The organism is Halopiger aswanensis, assembly GCF_003610195.1.
Classification (GTDB): Archaea; Halobacteriota; Halobacteria; order Halobacteriales; family Natrialbaceae; genus Halopiger; species Halopiger aswanensis.
The window spans coordinates 482899-498368 of record NZ_RAPO01000003.1 but is presented as its reverse complement, the minus strand read 5'-3'; the positions used below and the strand labels follow the sequence as shown (position 1 = coordinate 498368).

Annotated in this window: 17 protein-coding genes; 11 read left to right on the top strand and 6 right to left on the bottom strand. The window is 66.2% G+C overall.

Annotated features, from left to right (window positions below):
• The first annotated feature begins 21 nt into the window (after nt 1-21).
• A complete protein-coding gene (locus ATJ93_RS16370; protein ID WP_120245709.1) occupies nt 22-774 on the top strand; it encodes an HFX_2341 family transcriptional regulator domain-containing protein in 753 nt (250 codons plus the stop codon).
• Nucleotides 775-795: 21 nt separating this feature from the next.
• On the opposite strand, the gene ATJ93_RS16365 is transcribed toward ATJ93_RS16370, so the two are convergent.
• Both ATJ93_RS16365 and ATJ93_RS16360 read right to left on the bottom strand, forming a co-directional pair.
• A complete protein-coding gene (locus tag ATJ93_RS16365; protein WP_120245708.1) occupies nt 796-1413 on the bottom strand; it encodes a TetR/AcrR family transcriptional regulator in 618 nt (205 codons plus the stop codon).
• 80 nt (nt 1414-1493) lie between these two features.
• Nucleotides 1494-1931, bottom strand: a complete 438-nt coding sequence (locus tag ATJ93_RS16360; protein ID WP_120245707.1) for a hypothetical protein — start codon at nt 1929-1931, stop codon at nt 1494-1496.
• Between the two features lie 206 nt (nt 1932-2137).
• Between ATJ93_RS16360 and ATJ93_RS16355 the strand changes: the two genes are divergently transcribed.
• The 3 genes from ATJ93_RS16355 (at nt 2138) to ATJ93_RS16350 (ending at nt 5159) form a co-directional block, all read left to right on the top strand.
• Entirely contained in the window at nt 2138-3316 is a 1179-nt protein-coding gene (locus ATJ93_RS16355; RefSeq protein WP_120245706.1) for an aspartate kinase, read from the top strand.
• A gap of 107 nt (nt 3317-3423) precedes the next feature.
• A complete protein-coding gene (locus ATJ93_RS23765) occupies nt 3424-3570 on the top strand; it encodes a hypothetical protein (RefSeq protein WP_170155597.1) in 147 nt (48 codons plus the stop codon).
• A gap of 224 nt (nt 3571-3794) precedes the next feature.
• Nucleotides 3795-5159: a tryptophanase gene (locus tag ATJ93_RS16350; protein WP_120245705.1), complete on the top strand. Its 1365-nt coding sequence runs from the start codon at nt 3795-3797 to the stop codon at nt 5157-5159.
• Between the two features lie 11 nt (nt 5160-5170).
• Here ATJ93_RS16350 and ATJ93_RS16345 read toward each other — a convergent pair whose 3' ends face one another.
• Nucleotides 5171-5536 (bottom strand): hypothetical protein, encoded by a 366-nt coding sequence (locus ATJ93_RS16345; protein ID WP_120245704.1) that lies wholly within the window; start codon nt 5534-5536, stop codon nt 5171-5173.
• A gap of 62 nt (nt 5537-5598) precedes the next feature.
• A complete protein-coding gene (locus tag ATJ93_RS16340; protein WP_120245703.1) occupies nt 5599-6729 on the bottom strand; it encodes a thiamine ABC transporter substrate-binding protein in 1131 nt (376 codons plus the stop codon).
• Nucleotides 6730-6816: 87 nt separating this feature from the next.
• Here ATJ93_RS16340 and ATJ93_RS16335 point away from each other — a divergent pair, with 87 nt between their 5' ends.
• The 5 genes from ATJ93_RS16335 to ATJ93_RS16315 all read left to right on the top strand — a co-directional run bounded on the left by ATJ93_RS16335 (nt 6817) and on the right by ATJ93_RS16315 (nt 12285).
• Nucleotides 6817-7941 (top strand): AI-2E family transporter, encoded by a 1125-nt coding sequence (locus tag ATJ93_RS16335; protein WP_120245702.1) that lies wholly within the window; start codon nt 6817-6819, stop codon nt 7939-7941.
• Nucleotides 7942-8016: 75 nt separating this feature from the next.
• A complete protein-coding gene (locus ATJ93_RS16330; protein ID WP_120245701.1) occupies nt 8017-8700 on the top strand; it encodes a DUF5518 domain-containing protein in 684 nt (227 codons plus the stop codon).
• A 254-nt stretch (nt 8701-8954) separates the two neighbouring features.
• Entirely contained in the window at nt 8955-10106 is a 1152-nt protein-coding gene (locus ATJ93_RS16325; protein ID WP_120245700.1) for a FecCD family ABC transporter permease, read from the top strand.
• The gene (locus ATJ93_RS16320; RefSeq protein WP_120245699.1) at nt 10106-11011 is read left to right on the top strand and encodes an ABC transporter ATP-binding protein; all 906 of its coding nucleotides are present in this window, start codon (nt 10106-10108) and stop codon (nt 11009-11011) included. The genes ATJ93_RS16325 and ATJ93_RS16320 overlap by 1 nt, the downstream gene beginning before the upstream one ends.
• A 107-nt stretch (nt 11012-11118) precedes the next feature.
• Complete coding sequence (locus tag ATJ93_RS16315; RefSeq protein ID WP_120245698.1) at nt 11119-12285, top strand: ABC transporter substrate-binding protein; 1167 nt, start codon at nt 11119-11121, stop codon at nt 12283-12285.
• 92 nt (nt 12286-12377) lie between these two features.
• Here the strand turns inward: ATJ93_RS16315 and ATJ93_RS16310 are convergent, their stop codons facing one another.
• Nucleotides 12378-13694 (bottom strand): ABC transporter permease, encoded by a 1317-nt coding sequence (locus ATJ93_RS16310; protein ID WP_120245697.1) that lies wholly within the window; start codon nt 13692-13694, stop codon nt 12378-12380.
• A 3-nt stretch (nt 13695-13697) separates the two neighbouring features.
• The gene (locus ATJ93_RS16305) at nt 13698-14558 is read right to left on the bottom strand and encodes an ABC transporter ATP-binding protein (protein ID WP_120245696.1); all 861 of its coding nucleotides are present in this window, start codon (nt 14556-14558) and stop codon (nt 13698-13700) included.
• A 101-nt stretch (nt 14559-14659) separates the two neighbouring features.
• On the opposite strand from ATJ93_RS16305, the gene ATJ93_RS24465 reads away from it, so the two are divergent.
• Nucleotides 14660-14956 (top strand): hypothetical protein, encoded by a 297-nt coding sequence (locus ATJ93_RS24465; RefSeq protein ID WP_342768870.1) that lies wholly within the window; start codon nt 14660-14662, stop codon nt 14954-14956.
• A complete protein-coding gene (locus tag ATJ93_RS24460; RefSeq protein WP_342768869.1) occupies nt 14953-15462 on the top strand; it encodes a S26 family signal peptidase in 510 nt (169 codons plus the stop codon). Before ATJ93_RS24465 ends, ATJ93_RS24460 begins: the two co-directional genes overlap by 4 nt.
• Nucleotides 15463-15470: the final 8 nt, after the last annotated feature.

Genomic DNA, 15470 nt, shown 5'->3' with positions numbered 1-15470 from the left:
TTACTACTAATACTATCTACAATGACAGGAGAGACGGAACTCCGATCGATCGTCGAAGTCCACATCGCGCCGCTGGGATTCGAGTTCGATCGGATCAAAGCCCCCGTTCTCGAGTACGGCGCCGATATCCTCTACCTGCTCGCCGACGACGACGCGGCCGAGGCGTCCTATCACGAGTCGCTCGTCGAGGACCTCTCCAGCCACGGCGTCACCGTCCACGTCCGCGACACCGATTTCGGCGACATGTACGACGTCCTCGGGGAGATCACGACGATCGCCGCCGACTACGAGGACGATATCGTCCGCGTCAACGTCTCGAGCGGTCCGAAATTGGCGGACATCGGTGCTGCACTGGCGTGTATGGCGACCGATGCGAGCGGCTACTACGTCCACCCGAAATCCCGCGCCCATCCGGTCGACGAGCGGCCCCGCACCGAGGGGATGGCGATGGCCGAACAGCTTCCCTCCTACCCGCTCGAGACGCCGTCGACGGATCAGGTCCGAATCCTGAACTACATCGACGGCGCCGATACCGCGGTCTACACGCCGAAAAAGAGCGACCTTATCGACTTCGCGGAGGAGGAGTCCCTCGAGTTCATGACTAAGTCCGATCCCGCAAACGAGAAGGCGAAGTTCGCCCTGCTGAACAACCGGATCGTCGAGCCGCTGCTCGAGGTCGGTTACATCGAGGTCGAGTCCGTCGGCCGCACGAAGCAGGTCTCGCTGACGGAGACGGGAGAGAACGCGTTGCGGGCGTTTCGGCACAAGCTCTGAGTTACCCGCCTCCTGTCCGGGTCACTGGTCGTCGGCGACCAGTCGCGTCCGAATGTACTGCTCGAGTTCCCGGCGCGCGGCGCGGACCGGAGCCGCCGTGTCGGCGGTCACGCGCTGATTTCGTGCGCCGTGGACGCTTGCGACGATAAACGCAGCCGTCTGCTCGGGATCGACGTCGCGGAAGACACCCTGCTCGATCCCGACCCGAATGACGTCGGCGGTGAGGCGCCGGTAGAACGCATCGGTTGCGGCGAACTGCTCCTGATAAGCCTCGTCGTGGGGCGCTTGCCCGCGCAGCGCTTCGACGGCCCTCGCGAAATCGAGGTGATCGTCGCCGAACTCGTTCGGGAGGGCGTACTCGATGAGCATCTCGAGGTGTTCTTTGGCGTTCTCGAAGTCGTCGCCGATCGGCAGATCCGCCTCGAACTGCTCGAGGAGGTACTCGAGGAAGGCGACGAGCAGTTCGTCCTTGCTGTCGTAGTGCTGGTAGATCAGCGACTTGCTCTTGGGAAACTCGTCGCCGATGCGCTGGATCGTTAGTTCGGAGTAGCCGTGTTTCCGCAGCGCTTCGTAGGTCGCTTGCATCATCTGTGCGTGCGTATCGTCGGTCGCAGCCGCGAAGAGATCCGTGTCACTCATTATGAATAAATAGTCAGTCAGACGGTATGTAGCTGTTCATCGCCGGTCGGTTTTCGGTTACACGACGGCGATTGTGACAGCTACGGTTCCAGTCGAAACCGGATCGTCCGCGAGCCGTTGAACCGCGGGCCGGTCCCCCGGCGCTCGAAGCCCAGTTCCTCCGCGGCGTCGACGATCACGTCCGTATCCGGCGGCGCGAGCACCTCGACGGCCATCGACTCGCGTTCGGCGAACCGGACCGGTTCGGCCAGGAGTCGCTTGCAGGCCTCGGTCGTCCCGTCGAGTTGCGTGACGTGGACGGTATCCTCGCGCGCGTCGAAGCTGATGAACCCGAGGAGATCCTCCGGGTCCGAGCCGTCGTATTGGGAACTCGAGACGTCGGCGTTCGGATCGGTGGTGCCGTCCTCCGCGACGCGGACCGTCCGGTCGTGGACGAGGTTGCGCATCACGTCGGTCGGCGAGTCGGCGATCGACGCGAGCGCGTCGGCGTCGGCCTCGAGAGCGTCCCGTACGTTCATTAGCGTGTGGTATTGATGCGCACGACCATAAATCCCGCCCGCGACGGGGGTGAGTGTGAATCGATCGACAGGTCGAGACCGCCGGAGCGGGGGCATCGCCGGTAAAAATGCGGCCAATGGGACACAGTTATCTGCTCGGTCTGGTAACGACGGTGTATGAGCCACGCCACCGGTATGCGAACACAGGACAAGTGCGAGGTGTCAGTATGCGAGTCGTAGCCAAGTTCGGCGGGACCAGTCTCGGCAGCGGCGAGCGAATCGACCGCGCCGCGGACTCGATCGCCGCCGCCGTCGAGGACGGCCACGAGATCGCCGTCGTCGCCAGCGCGATGGGATCGACGACGGACGACCTGCTCGACGACATCACCTTCGAGACCGACGAAGCCGACCGCGCCCAGATCGTCAGCATGGGCGAGCGCACCTCCGTACGGATGCTCAAGGCCGCGCTCTCCTCGCGGGGCATCGACGCGGTCTTCTTAGAGCCCGGCAGCGAGAACTGGCCGGTCATCACCGACGAGTACGGCGAGGTCGACGTCGAGGCGACCCAGCAGCGAGCCCAGGAGGTCGCCGCGGAGATGGACGAGGTCGTCCCGGTCATCACCGGCTTCCTCGCGGAGGGACCGGACGGCTCGATCACGACGCTGGGTCGCGGCGGCAGCGACACCACCGCCGTGATGATGGGCAAGTACATGGACGCCGACGAAGTCGTCATCGTGACCGACGTCGAGGGCGTCATGACCGGCGACCCGAACGTCGTCGAGGGCGCCCGCAACGTCGGCGAGATTTCCGTCGACGAACTGCGGAACCTCTCGTTCCGCGGCGCTGAGGTCGTCGCACCCTCCGCACTGTCGTACAAGGACGGGAAACTCGACGTCCGCGTCGTCCACTACCAGCACGGCGACCTGCTCTCGGGCGGCACCAGCATCGAGGGCGAGTTCAAAAACCTCGTGGACCTGCGCGAGCGGCCCCTGGCCTGCCTGACCGTCGCCGGCCGGGCGATCCGCAACGAGTCCGGCGTCTTCAACCACCTCTCGGAGGCGCTGGCCGAGAGCGACGTCAATATCGACGCCGTCGCCAGCGGGATGGACACGGTCACGTTCTACATCGACGAGGCCGAGGCCGAACGCGCCGAGAACATCCTCCACCGCGAGGTCATCGCGCGCGACGAACTCTCCTCCGTCACCGTCGACTCGCCGATCGCGGTCGTCCGCGTGACCGGCGGCGAACTCCCCAACCAGCCGGGGATCGTCAGCGACATCGTCACGCCGCTGGCCGAGGAGCGCATCCACCTGCAGGACGTCATCACGAGCGCGACCAGCGTCGCGCTGTTCGTCGAGTGGGAGGACCGCGAGAAGACCCTCGAGATCACCCAAGAACTCTTCTGAACGTCGGTCGCGCGAGCGCGGCTCCGCGTCCGGCGCCACTCGCGCGATTCGCACACTGATCTTTGCCGGCGGAAACGCGTTTGTGACTGCCCGCCGTTGCGCCGGGTATGCGCGATCGACTCCGCTCGCTGTGCCGACGGCTGGGAACGCAGTGTCCCCACTGCGAGTCGGCGCGGACGGTCGGTATCCCCGCAACGCCGGGGCTGCGGCGCTGTCTCGCCTGCGGTGAGTCGTTCAACGAATCCGGTATTTAGTCGGTAGCCGACGCTACGTTCATCTCCTTCCGAGATAGTCTCGACCAGTCTGCATCCCGATCGGGCCCGAACCGCCGCGCCAACCGACGCGCCCGCCGACGCGGTCACCCTCGAGAACAACACCGTTCGTTACCGCTCGGTCCTGTCCGCCGACCCTCGAGTTCCGCCGTCGCTCGCCACCTTTCGTCGCTCGAATTGAACTATCAGGGCGTGAGTGTGTGGATATGGCCGGATACAAGTCCAAGATGGTCGAGCCGATTTCGCTCCCCGCCCGGGAGCGACGCGAACGTAACTTAGAGCGAGCCCAGTACAACGTCTTCAATCTCCCCGCCGACGAGGTCTTCATCGATCTGCTGACCGACAGCGGCACGGGCGCGATGAGCGACGCGCAGTGGGCCGCCCTGCTGCGCGGCGACGAGGCCTACGCCGGCTCGCGCAGCTTCGATCGCCTCGAGTCGGCCGTCCGGGACGTGATGGGCGTCGAACACGTCGTGCCGACCCATCAGGGCCGCGGCGCGGAGAACGTCCTCTACGGCACGCTCCTCTCGGACGCCGAGGACGCGGTCGTCCCGAACAACACCCACTTCGATACGACCCGCGCCCACGTCGCGAACCAGGGGGCAGAACCGATCGACTGTCCCGTCGACGGCACGCACGATCCCGGTCTCGAGGCGCCGTTCAAGGGGAACTTCTCGCTCGAGCGGGCCCGGGCGCTGGTCGACGAGGTCGGCGCGGATCGGATCCCGCTAGTGATCCAGACGATCACGAACAACTCGGCGGCGGGCCAGCCGGTCAGCGTCGAGAACACGCGGCGGGTTCGGGACTTCGCCGACGAGATCGACGCGACGTTCGTCATCGACGCCTGCCGGTTCGCGGAGAACGCGTACTTCGTGGGACAGCGGGAGGACGAGTTCGCCGCCGCCGAGACCGAGATCGCCGAGATCGCCCGCGAGCAACTCGGCTACGCCGACGCCGTCGTGATGAGCGGCAAGAAGGACGGGCTCGTCAACGCGGGCGGCTTCGTCGCAACCGACGACGAGGAACTCTTCGAGCGCTGCAAGCAGCGCGCCATCCTCTACGAGGGGTTTCCGACGTACGGCGGGATGGCCGGCCGCGACCTCGAGGCGATGGCCGTCGGCCTCCGGGAGGCCGTCGAGCGGTCGTACGTCGCGGATCGGGTCGAACAAGTCCGAACGCTCGGCTCGCTGCTGCGGGACGCGGGCGTTCCGATCTACGAGCCGGTCGGCGGCCACGCGGTCTACCTCGACGCCGCCGCGGCGCTGCCCCACCTCGAGGCCGACGCGTTCCCCGGACAGGCGCTGGTCTGTGAGCTCTACCGGGAGGGCGGCGTCCGCGGGGTCGAACTCGGCAGCTTCGCCTTTCCCGAGACCGATCGCCCGGAGCTCGTTCGGCTCGCCGTGCCGCGCCGAACCTACCACCGAGAACACTTCGACCACGTCGCCGAGACCGCCGCAACCGTACTCGAGAAGGGACGCGCCGTCGACGGGCTCGAGATCGTGACCGAACCCGAGATGCCGGAGTTACGGCACTTCACGGCCGGGCTCGAGCCGCGGTCCGAAGACCGGTGAGCGGGATCGCGTTACTGACTCGAGACGAAGCCCAGCGCCCGATCGCGAAGCGTCGGTTCGGGCTCGGACTCCGACCGGTTCTGCAGCCGATTTGCGGCCGCGCGGATGCCCTGTTTCGCCGATTCGGACTCCGCGATGCCGACCGCCCAGTCGGGCATCTGTGACTCGATCTCTTCCCGTTTCTGTTCCTTGAGCTGGCTGTACTGTCGCAGGAGGAGGCCGGCGCCGATGAACATCCCGGCGTCGACCAGCTCCCGGCGGAACCGCTCGCGATCGTTCCGAACTGCGATCGCTTTCACGAGCGAGAGGCCGCCGATCGCGAGGTAGAGTTTCGCGTTTCTCGATGGGTTGCCGCTGAGTAGCCGTTGGAGCGCCATGCGCAGCGACGTACCACGTACCCGTCCTTAAAACTGCGCTGGGCGTTTGAGCGCCGTGCGGGTTACCCGTCGCTTTCACCGGTCCACAGCGTTTCCCACTCCGAAAGCCAGTCGCCGAGGTTACCCCGTATGTCATCGTAGGTCATCGTTACCGTCCGCTCCGGCTCGCGGGCGCGGTCGGCGAACGACGGCTCGAGATCGACGGACGCGTCCGCGACGGCCGGGAACTGCACGTTACGGGTCGCGATCTCGGCTTGGGCCGTCGACGAGAGCAGGAAGTCGAGGAACTCGTAGGCCAGTTCCGCTCGAGGGGTGTCGGCGAAGACGGCGGCGAACTCGGTGTTGCGGTAGCCCGCATCCTCGAGCATGGCGACCCGGTGGCGCGCCAGCGGGCGCTCGGCTGCGGCCGCGCCGACCCGATCCGTCGAGTAGGAGACGATCATCGAACCCTCTCCCTCGAGGTACCGGTTCCGGTACGTCTCGGTCCAGCTTTCGCCGAGGCGCAGGCCGTTGTCCCGAAGGGCCTGCCAGTACTCGCGGTAGCCGTCTTCGCCGGTGGCTGCGATGGTCCACAGCAGAAAGGCCAACCCCGGATCAGACGAGCGAGGATCCTGCGCGAGCAGCGCCCGCTCGTACTCGGACTCGAGCAGGGCGTCGAAGGAGTCGGGCGGCCCGTTCTCGAGGTCGCGTTCGTCGTAAACCAGCGAGATATAGCCCGTATCGAACGGCAGGACCCTGTCGTCGGGATCGTCGACCGTCAGGTCGTCGCGGAGCCGCCCGTCGCGGTCGAGCCGCCCCCGCTCGAGCGATTCGAAGAGTTCGCCGTCGTCGCCGAGGGCCTCGTCGACGCGAACGAGTTCGCCGAGCGTCAGTCCCAGATAGACGTCCGCGCCCGGCTCGGCGCCGATCTCGCCGCGCCGGATGAAGTGCTCGATGCCGGCCTCGGGCACCCGCCAGTCGAGTTCGGCGTTCGGGTGGTCCTCGAGGAACGCCTCCTCGAGCCACCGGCCGGCGGGCCGCTCGCCGGTGACCATCGAGGTGTACGTCGCGATGCGGAGCGCGTTCTCGTCGGGTTCCTCGACGCCGTCGTCCGGTTCTTCCTCCTCGGCGTCACGCGTGAGACACCCCGCGAGTCCCGTCAGTGCGGCTCCGGTACCCGCCCCGACACCGCGGACGAGCGTCCGCCGTCTCATGCGCGGATCATCGCCCCGTGAGGGCTTAAGACCGCTGCCGCGCCGGTCGGTGGGAAAGATTTTATCCTCGCAGTGACAGTCACGACTGTGTCGACGAACACGAAATCGAACGGGTCGTCGCGTTCCGGCGGCCGCCGGCGTCGGTACGTCCTCGCCGGCGTCGTCGCACTTCTCGGGATCGTCACCGGCGCGATCCTCCTCGAGGTGCTCGGAACGATCCTGTTCGCGTTGACGGTCGCTTACGTCTTATTGCCGCTGCAGGGTTGGCTCGTCAGGCGCGGACTCTCGGAATGGCTCGGGGCCGCCGCCGCGACGGTGATCGGCTTCGTCGGCGCGGTCGCCGTCTTCTCGCCGATCGCGGTGACCCTGTACTTCCGGGTCGACGAGATCACCAGGATCATCGAGGGACTGCCGGAATCGGTGCCGATTACGGTGTTCAACTTCACGTACACGATCGAAGCGGTGGAGGTGCAGTCGTTCGTCGTCGACTACCTCAGCAGCATCGCCGCCACCTTCGCGCTGTCGCTGCCGGTGCTCGCGATCAAGTTCGCGCTGTTTCTCACGCTCCTGTTTGCGCTCCTGCTCGAGGCCGACTCGGCCGGCCGGGCCGCGATCGCCCCGATCCCCCGCGAGTACCGCGACGTCGTCTACGCGCTCGCGACTCGAGCCCGCGAGACGCTGTACGCGATTTACGTGTTGCAACTCGCGACGTCCGTCGCGACGTTGCTCATCGCCTACCCCGTCTTCTGGCTGCTCGACTACGAGATGTCGCTGACGCTCGCGATCATCGCCGCGATCTTGCAGTTCGTGCCGATCGTCGGTCCGAGCATCCTGATCGGACTGATCGCGGTCTACCACGTCACCGCGGGTGAGATCGCCGCAGCGGTGTTGCTCTCCGTCTTCGGCCTCGTGCTCATCGGCTGGCTTCCGGATATCGCCGTTCGGCCGCGGCTCGCCCGCCGCTCCGCCGGCCTGCCCGGGAGCCTCTACTTCATCGGCTTTACCGGCGGGCTCTTCACGCTGGGTCCGATCGGCATCGTCGTCGGGCCGCTGATCATCGCGGTCTTCGTCGAGGCGGTCGACTTGCTCTCCGAGGAGGTCAACAGCGAAATCACCTTCTCCGAACTCGCCGCGGCCGACTCCGACGCCGATAGCGACTCGGCTACCGAGCCGCACCACGACGAACCGGATCCGCCGATTGCCGACGACTGACCCGTCGAGATTCAGCCCGCCGCCGACTCTCCTTCGACCACCGACACTTTTCACCGCGCTCGTGGACGATCCACTATGGCGAGCGACCGAACTCTCATCCACGCGGTTATCGGTGCCGTCGTCGGCATCGTCCTCTCGTTCATCCCGTTTTCCACCGTCATCGGCGGCGCCGTTGCCGGCTTTCTCGAGGGGCCCGATAGCCGGGCGGGCACGATCGCCGGCGCGGTCGCCGGCATCATCGCGTTCGTGCCGGTCGCCGCGGTCGCCGTCTTGCTGCTCGGCTTCCTCGGGTTCGGAATGGGGGTCGCCGCCGCGCCGTTCGAGGGGTTTGCGATCGCCGCGTTCACCATCCTCGTCTTCGCGTTGATCGTCCTCCTCTACACCGTCGGCCTCTCGCTGCTGGGCGGCTATCTCGGCGCGTACCTCGCACGGGAATACCCCCGGAAACGCCGGACGACGCGTCGATCGCTCGGGATGGCCGCTGACTCCCCATCGGATTACGCGGGAGCGCCGTCGTACCCCGACTCGAGGGGGCGATCGCCCGAGCGCTATCCGCCGGCCGATCGATCGGACGGCCGTGCTTCGGACCTCGAGGAGTTCGACGACCGAAATCGGGACCGGAACTGGGGCCGAGAACAGGAACCCGATCGAGAGGCGACTCGAGATCGAGAACCGTTCGATACCGACTCGAGGGGCTCCGAGACGGATCGATACCGCGAGGATCGTGAGCGTGAACGCGAACGCGAGCGAGACGAGTAGTCACCCGCCGCACGCGGCTGTCGGCGTCGATCGCCGCCTCCCCTACTTTTTTCGTAGTCGGTCGCGGTGTCTTCGACTGAACCCGTTCTTTAGGCTCCCCAAAATCAAAGCACATTTATTGTTTTAGGCTAGCCTAAAACACATGGAACAAGACGCGACTGCGTCCCGGCGACTCCCGACTGGATCGGCGACGGCCCGGCAGGATACTGGGCGACGTCGGCTCGTCGGTCGGACGCGAAACGGAGGGGTCGTCCGTGCCTGAGACGGCGCCGGAGGGGGTTTCCTCGTCGAGCACTGACACGGATCGGTTTTCGCTGGTGGACTCGAAGCTACTCTCGGTCTGTCTCGGCGGCTCGCTGATCGTCTTCGTAAGCGGATTCGTTCAGATCAGTTTCGGCGCGTACTCGATGTCCTTCGCCGAGGCCTGGCGGGCGCTGTTCGATACGACGGTGCTGCTCGACTACCGTTGGCTGCTCAACTTCCTGCTCGGCGAGGGGTTACTCGAGACGCTGACGGGGCATCAGGCGGGGGATCTGCCGGAGTTGTCGACGGCAACCCACATCGTCTGGAATATCCGGCTCCCGCGGGTGCTCACGGCGATCATCGTGGGGGTCAACCTCTCGATCTCCGGGGCGATCTTCCAGGCGGTCACCCGGAACGAGCTCGCGAGCCCGTTCATCCTCGGCGTCTCCTCGGGGGCCGGACTGATGATCCTGCTCGTGTTGACGGTCTTTAGCGGCTTGACGACGGTCCTGCCGCTGATCGCGGCCGTCGGCGGGTCGATCGCCTTCCTGCTCGTCTACGTCATCGCGTGGAACCACGGGACGAGTCCCGTGCGACTGGTGCTTGCCGGCGTCATCGTCAGCACCGTCTTCGGATCCTTCCAGACCGCGATGTTCGTCTTCACCGACGACATCGCCGTCGTCCAGCAGGCGATCTCGTGGCTGAACGGCTCCCTTACCGGCGTCAACTGGCAACACGTCCGGATCGCGCTCCCGTGGTCGGCCGCCTCGGTCGGCCTGGCGTATCTGAGTTCGCGTCAACTGAACGTCCTCCTGCTCGGCGAACAGACGGCCTCGTCGCTCGGCATGTCCGTCGAACGGGTCCGGTTCGGGCTGTCGGGGATCGCGGTCCTCGCGGCGGCCGCGAGCATCGCCGTCGCCGGCATCGTCAGCTTCGTCGGGCTCATCGTCCCGCACGTGGTGCGCAACGTCGTCGGCAGCAACTACCGGAAGCTGATGGTCGGCTGCGTCTTCGTCGGCCCGGCGCTGATGATCGTCGCCGACGTCGGCGCGCGGCTCGCGCTCAATCCCGTCCAGCTTCCGGTCGGGATCGTCACCGGACTGATCGGCGGCCCGTACTTCCTCTACCTGATGCGCCGGAAGGAGAACCTGGGTGAGGTCTAATGAGCAAGCCAGATGCGCCCCTCGAGGCCGATTCCGACCGAAATCGTTCACCGGATACCGACACCGCCGACGAGAACTCGCACCTGACCGGCACCGACCTCGAAATCGGCTATCCGGAGGCCGACGAACTGGTCATCGACGGCGAGTCGCTCCAGGTGCCGGAGGGGCAGGTGACGGCGCTGATCGGCCCTAACGGCAGCGGCAAGAGCACGCTGCTGAAGGGGATCGCCCGGCAGGTTTCCCTCGAATCGGGGTCGGTACTGCTCGACGGGGCGGACATCCACGACCTCGAGAAGAAGGAGTTCGCCCGGAAGCTGGGATTGCTTTCCCAGGAGAACGTTTCTCCAGGCTCGCTGACCGTCGAGGAACTCGTCTTCCACGGCCGGTACCCCCACCGGGGCTTCTTCGAGTCGACGACCGACGAGGACGAGGCTGCCGTCGATCGCGCGATCGCGCTGGCCGGCGTCGACCACCTGCGGGAAACCGAACTCGACAGCCTCAGCGGCGGCCAGAAGCAACTCGTCTGGATCGCGATGGTGCTGGCCCAGGAGACCGACGTCCTGCTGCTCGACGAGCCGACCACCTTCCTCGACGTCCACCACCAACTCGAGGTCATGGAGATCGTCGAGGCGCTGCGCGATTACAGCGACGTGACGATCGTCCTCGTGCTCCACGACATCGAGCAGGCGGCCCGCTACGCCGACTACCTGCTGGCGCTGAACGACGGCTCGATCTACGCCCGCGGACCGCCCGAGGCCGTCATTACCGAGGAACTGCTCGCGGACGTCTTCGAGATCGAAGCGACGGTCGAATACGGCGGCGAGACCGGTCCCGACATCACGCCGCTGGGCCCGCTACACGACGAATCGACCGACGAGGTGCGGCGCGAGATCCTCCGTCGCTGACTCGGGTGTATCCCTCGAGTCGACGCCTGCCGTCCCGTCTCCCTGCCCGAATATTTAGGCAAACCTAAATAAACATACTTTTAATGTTTTAGGCTAGCCTAAACCACATGGTCCAACGACGACGACTACTCGCATCGAGCGCAACGCTCCTCGGCGCCGGTATCGCCGGCTGTCTCGGCGGAGACGAATCGGGGAATGGTAACGGCAACGGGAACGGTAACGGCGGAGAATCGTCGACGCAGTCGGTCGACGACTCTTACGAGGTGTGCATCGAACCCGCGGGTTGTCACACCTTCGAGGAGGTGCCGGAGACGGTCTTTACCATCCCCGGCGCGGCCGAGGACATGGCGATGTCGCTCGGCATTCAGGTCGACGCCCACGCCTATCCCGATCGCAAGCCCTACAAGTTCTACGACCAGTTACCGGACGTCGAGCACGATCCGGACGAGATCCTCCAGTACGGCGAGGGCGAGTCCGCCCGCAACTACGACAAGGAAATCTTCTACGAGGTCGATCCGGACGTCGTCCTCGCCGATCCCCGGATGCTCCAGTTTTACTCCAACTGGAGCGACGAGGATATGGCGGAAATCGAGGAGAACGTCGCACCGATCCTCGGTTCGTACATCCGCTTCGACTACGAGGGCGAGGCGCCCTACTACACGATGTACGAACTCTTCGAGAAGATCGCTACGATGTTCCAGCGACGGGCCCAGTACGAGGCCTGGGCCGACCTCCACGACGAGTTCATCGACGAGATCGAGTCGGAGCTTCCGGACGGCGAGGGGCCGACCGTCGCCGTCTTCTGGCGCGGCATCGACGCCGACGCCGGCGAGTTCCGACCGGCGCCGATCCACGAGAAGCGCAACGACGCCCGGAGCTTCCGCGATCTGGGCTTTCGCGACGCCTTCGCCGAGGCCGGCCTCGATCCCGACGGTGCAGTCGGCTACGAGACGCTGCTCGATCTCGACCCCGACTACATCGCCGCCTACAACCTCGCCTCGATGACCGGCGACGAGTGGCAGTCCCAGGTCGTCGAGCCGCTCGAGGATCACTCGACCGCGAGTCGACTTTCGGCCGTCCAGAACGGCAACGTGGTCCGCTCCGCCGGTCAGTTCATGGGGCCGATCACGCACCTGTTCTCGACCGAGGCGCTGGCCAAACAGGTCTACCCCGATCGCTTCGGCGAGTGGCCCGGTGACTCGGTCGATATCCCCGATGACGAACAGCTGTTCGACCGCGACCGCGTCGCCGAGATCGTCACCGACGATATCTAATTCGGCTCCCGCTGTCGGGGTGACCCTGCGAGGGATCTCCCTCGCCGCCGCATCGCCCGTATACCACCCGCACACCACCCGTGTTCTCCCACTCACTCGTACCTGAGCGCGTCGATCGGATCCGTCCGCGCCGCCCGCCAGGCCGGATACAACCCCGCACCGATGCCGACGAGGATGCCGACCGCGACCGCCAGCGCGACGTACTCGTAGGGGTAGACCAGCGGGAGGTCGATGTACCACACGCCGAGATACCCCGCCGCGAGCCCGAGTGCAGTGCCCAGAATCGCGCCGATCACCCCGAGCACGACCGCCTCGGTGAGGAACAGTCCCAGTACGTCCCGATTCTGCGCGCCGACCGCCTTCATGATCCCGATCTCGCGGGTCCGCTCGGCCACCGAGACCAGCATGATGTTCGCGATGCCGATAGAGCCGACGACCAGCGAGATGGCCGCGATCCCGACGATGAAGTTCTGGAGCAGCTCGAGGATGTCCTCGAGTTGCGAGAGCAGTTCCGTGCTCGTCTGGAAGGTCACCGCGAGGTCGTCGCCGAGGAACTCGCTGGCGTCGGCGGCGTCGCTCTCGAGGTAGGCGAGTGCGCTTTCGCGAGCGGCGTCGACGTCGCTCTCGGCGGCGGACTGGGCCTCGACGACGATCGCGAGGTAGCGGGGTTGGCCGCCCTGGGCGGTGCCGGACTCGGTCCCGTTCTCGTCACCATCACCACCGTCGCTACCGCCGTCCGTCCCGATCCCCAACCCGGCTGCCTGCTCCGTGTAGTAGGGCTCGGTCGGCACGTAGATCCGCGGCGCGGCCTCGAATCCCTCGAACGGACTCAACCCTTCGGACGTGTCGGTGATCCCGACCACCTCGACGGTCGCCTGCTGGCCGCCGAGGAACGTGACCGTTAGTTCGTCGCCGACGCTTACGTTGTCCTCGAACTGGCCCGCTGCGGCGGGATTGAGCACCGCTTCCGACTCGCCCATCTCGAACTGGCGCCCCTCCGCGAGTCGCCCCTCCCGAATGTACGACGGTCCCGACGCGACGAACCCGTCCCCCTGTGCGATCTGCTCGTCGCCGTTCGAGACCGCCTGCGTCTGGATCGTCGCGTAGCCGTAGGCCGCCTCGATATCCTCGCGACCCTCGAGTTCCTCGAGATCGTCCTGGCTGAAGACGGGTTGGGCCCCGGCGAGCGGCCCGCCCTCAGTATCGGGGTCGGCGGCCCACCCGTAGAGATTGCGACGGTCGTCGGGACTGATGTCGCCGATGACGCCCGCCTGGAGGCTCGCTCCGAGCGTGACGAACGCGATGACGGCGGCGATGCCGATCACGACCCCCAGCGTCGTCAAGGCGGACCGGAGTTTGTGGCCGCGGATCGAGCGCCACGCGAGCCGCAGGTGCTCGAGCGGGCGCATTCGTTAGCGCCGCTCCGTCTCCGGCGAGTCGTCGGTTTCGGTTCCGTCTGCCGGTCGTTCCGCGTTTGCGTCCGCGCTCGCGCTCGCATCCGAACCGCTCGCGGACCTCGCATCGTCTACGGTCCCGCTACCCTCGAGCGGTTCGATCCGTTCGATCGTCCCGTCGAGCAGGTGGACGATCCGCTCGGCGCGCTCGGCGACGTGGCGCTCGTGGGTGACGACGATCATCGTCGTGCCCGCGTCGTGAAACTCCGCGAAGAGGTCGAGCACGTCGGCCTCCGTCTCGGTATCGAGGTTGCCGGAGGGTTCGTCGGCCAGCACGATCGCCGGATCGTTGACCAGCGCCCGCGCCAGGGCGACCCGCTGGCGCTGGCCGCCCGACAGTTCGTTCGGCAGGTGATCGGCCCGGTCGCCGAGCCCGACCCGCTCGAGGAGGTCTCGCGCCCGCTCGCGCCGCGTTTCCCGGTCGACGCCCCGAAACAGCTGCGGTAGCGCGACGTTCTCGAGGGCGTTCAGCCGCGGCATCAGGTTGAACGTCTGGAAGACGAAGCCGACCGTGTTCCCTCGCAGTCGAGTCCGCTCGCGATCGCCCAGTTGCGCGACGTCCTCGCCGTCGACCACGACGGTCCCCTCGGTCGGCGTGTCCAGACAGCCGACGAGGTTCATCAGCGTCGACTTCCCGGAGCCGCTGGGCCCCATGATCGCGGTGTAGGACCCCCGCGGCACCTCGAGGGAGACGCCGTCGAGCGCGTGGACCGGCTCGCCCAACTGGTAGGTCTTGCGGACGTTCTCGAGGCGGACTGCGCTCCCCGGTTCCGGCGTCGTCTCCGACTCTGTACTCGCTCCCGATCCCGATGTCGCCATGGACGTTCGACCACGGACGCCGCAAAAAAGGTTCGCCGGGCAGCAGGTCGCTCGAGTCGTAGTGATAACCTTGATTATTTGATGGATCGCACTCGTGCACGATGTCCGACCGTCCCCCTGACGAGTCCGTGACGGACGAGTCCTCCACCGATGCCGACCCTGCCACCGACACCGGAGCTGATGTTGACTCCGACGAGTCAGCAGCCGATTCGATTTCCGTCGTCGATGACGGGTTCCTGCGATGGATCCGTCACAGCGACGACCCGTGGATCGCCGTCGTCCGGGACGTCTCGAGCGCAGTCGCCATCGTCGGTCTCGTCGGTCTCGTGCTGTTTGCCGTTAGCGGGGTTTGGCCGCCGCTAGTCGCCATCGAAAGCGGAAGCATGGAACCGACATGAACACCGGCGACCTCGTCTTCGTCGTCGATTCCGACCGGTTCGCCGGCGACGACCCGATCGATGGTACCGGCGTCGTCACCCTCGAGAACGGACGGGAGAGCGGCTACGAGACGTTCGATCGACCCGGCGACGTCGTCGTCTTTCGGCCCGACGGAAACGACTCCCGAACCCCGGTGATCCACCGCGCGCACTTCTGGGTTGAGGAGGGCGAGAACTGGGTCGACACCGAGGCCGAGTCGACGAACCTCCGCGGAACGACCTGCGATGCTGTCGCCGCTTGCCCAGCGCCCCATGGCGGGTTCGTCACGAAGGGCGACAACAACGGACTGTACGATCAAGTCGCGAACGCCGGTGCCGAGACGGCCGTCGTCCGGCCGGACTGGATCGTCGGCAAAGCGGCGCTCCGGATTCCGTGGCTCGGTCGGATCCGGCTCGCCTTCGAGTCGCTACTATCGCAGCTGATCGATGTCGCTGTCCATCGAATGACGGATCCACTGTATCGCTAAATGAGAAG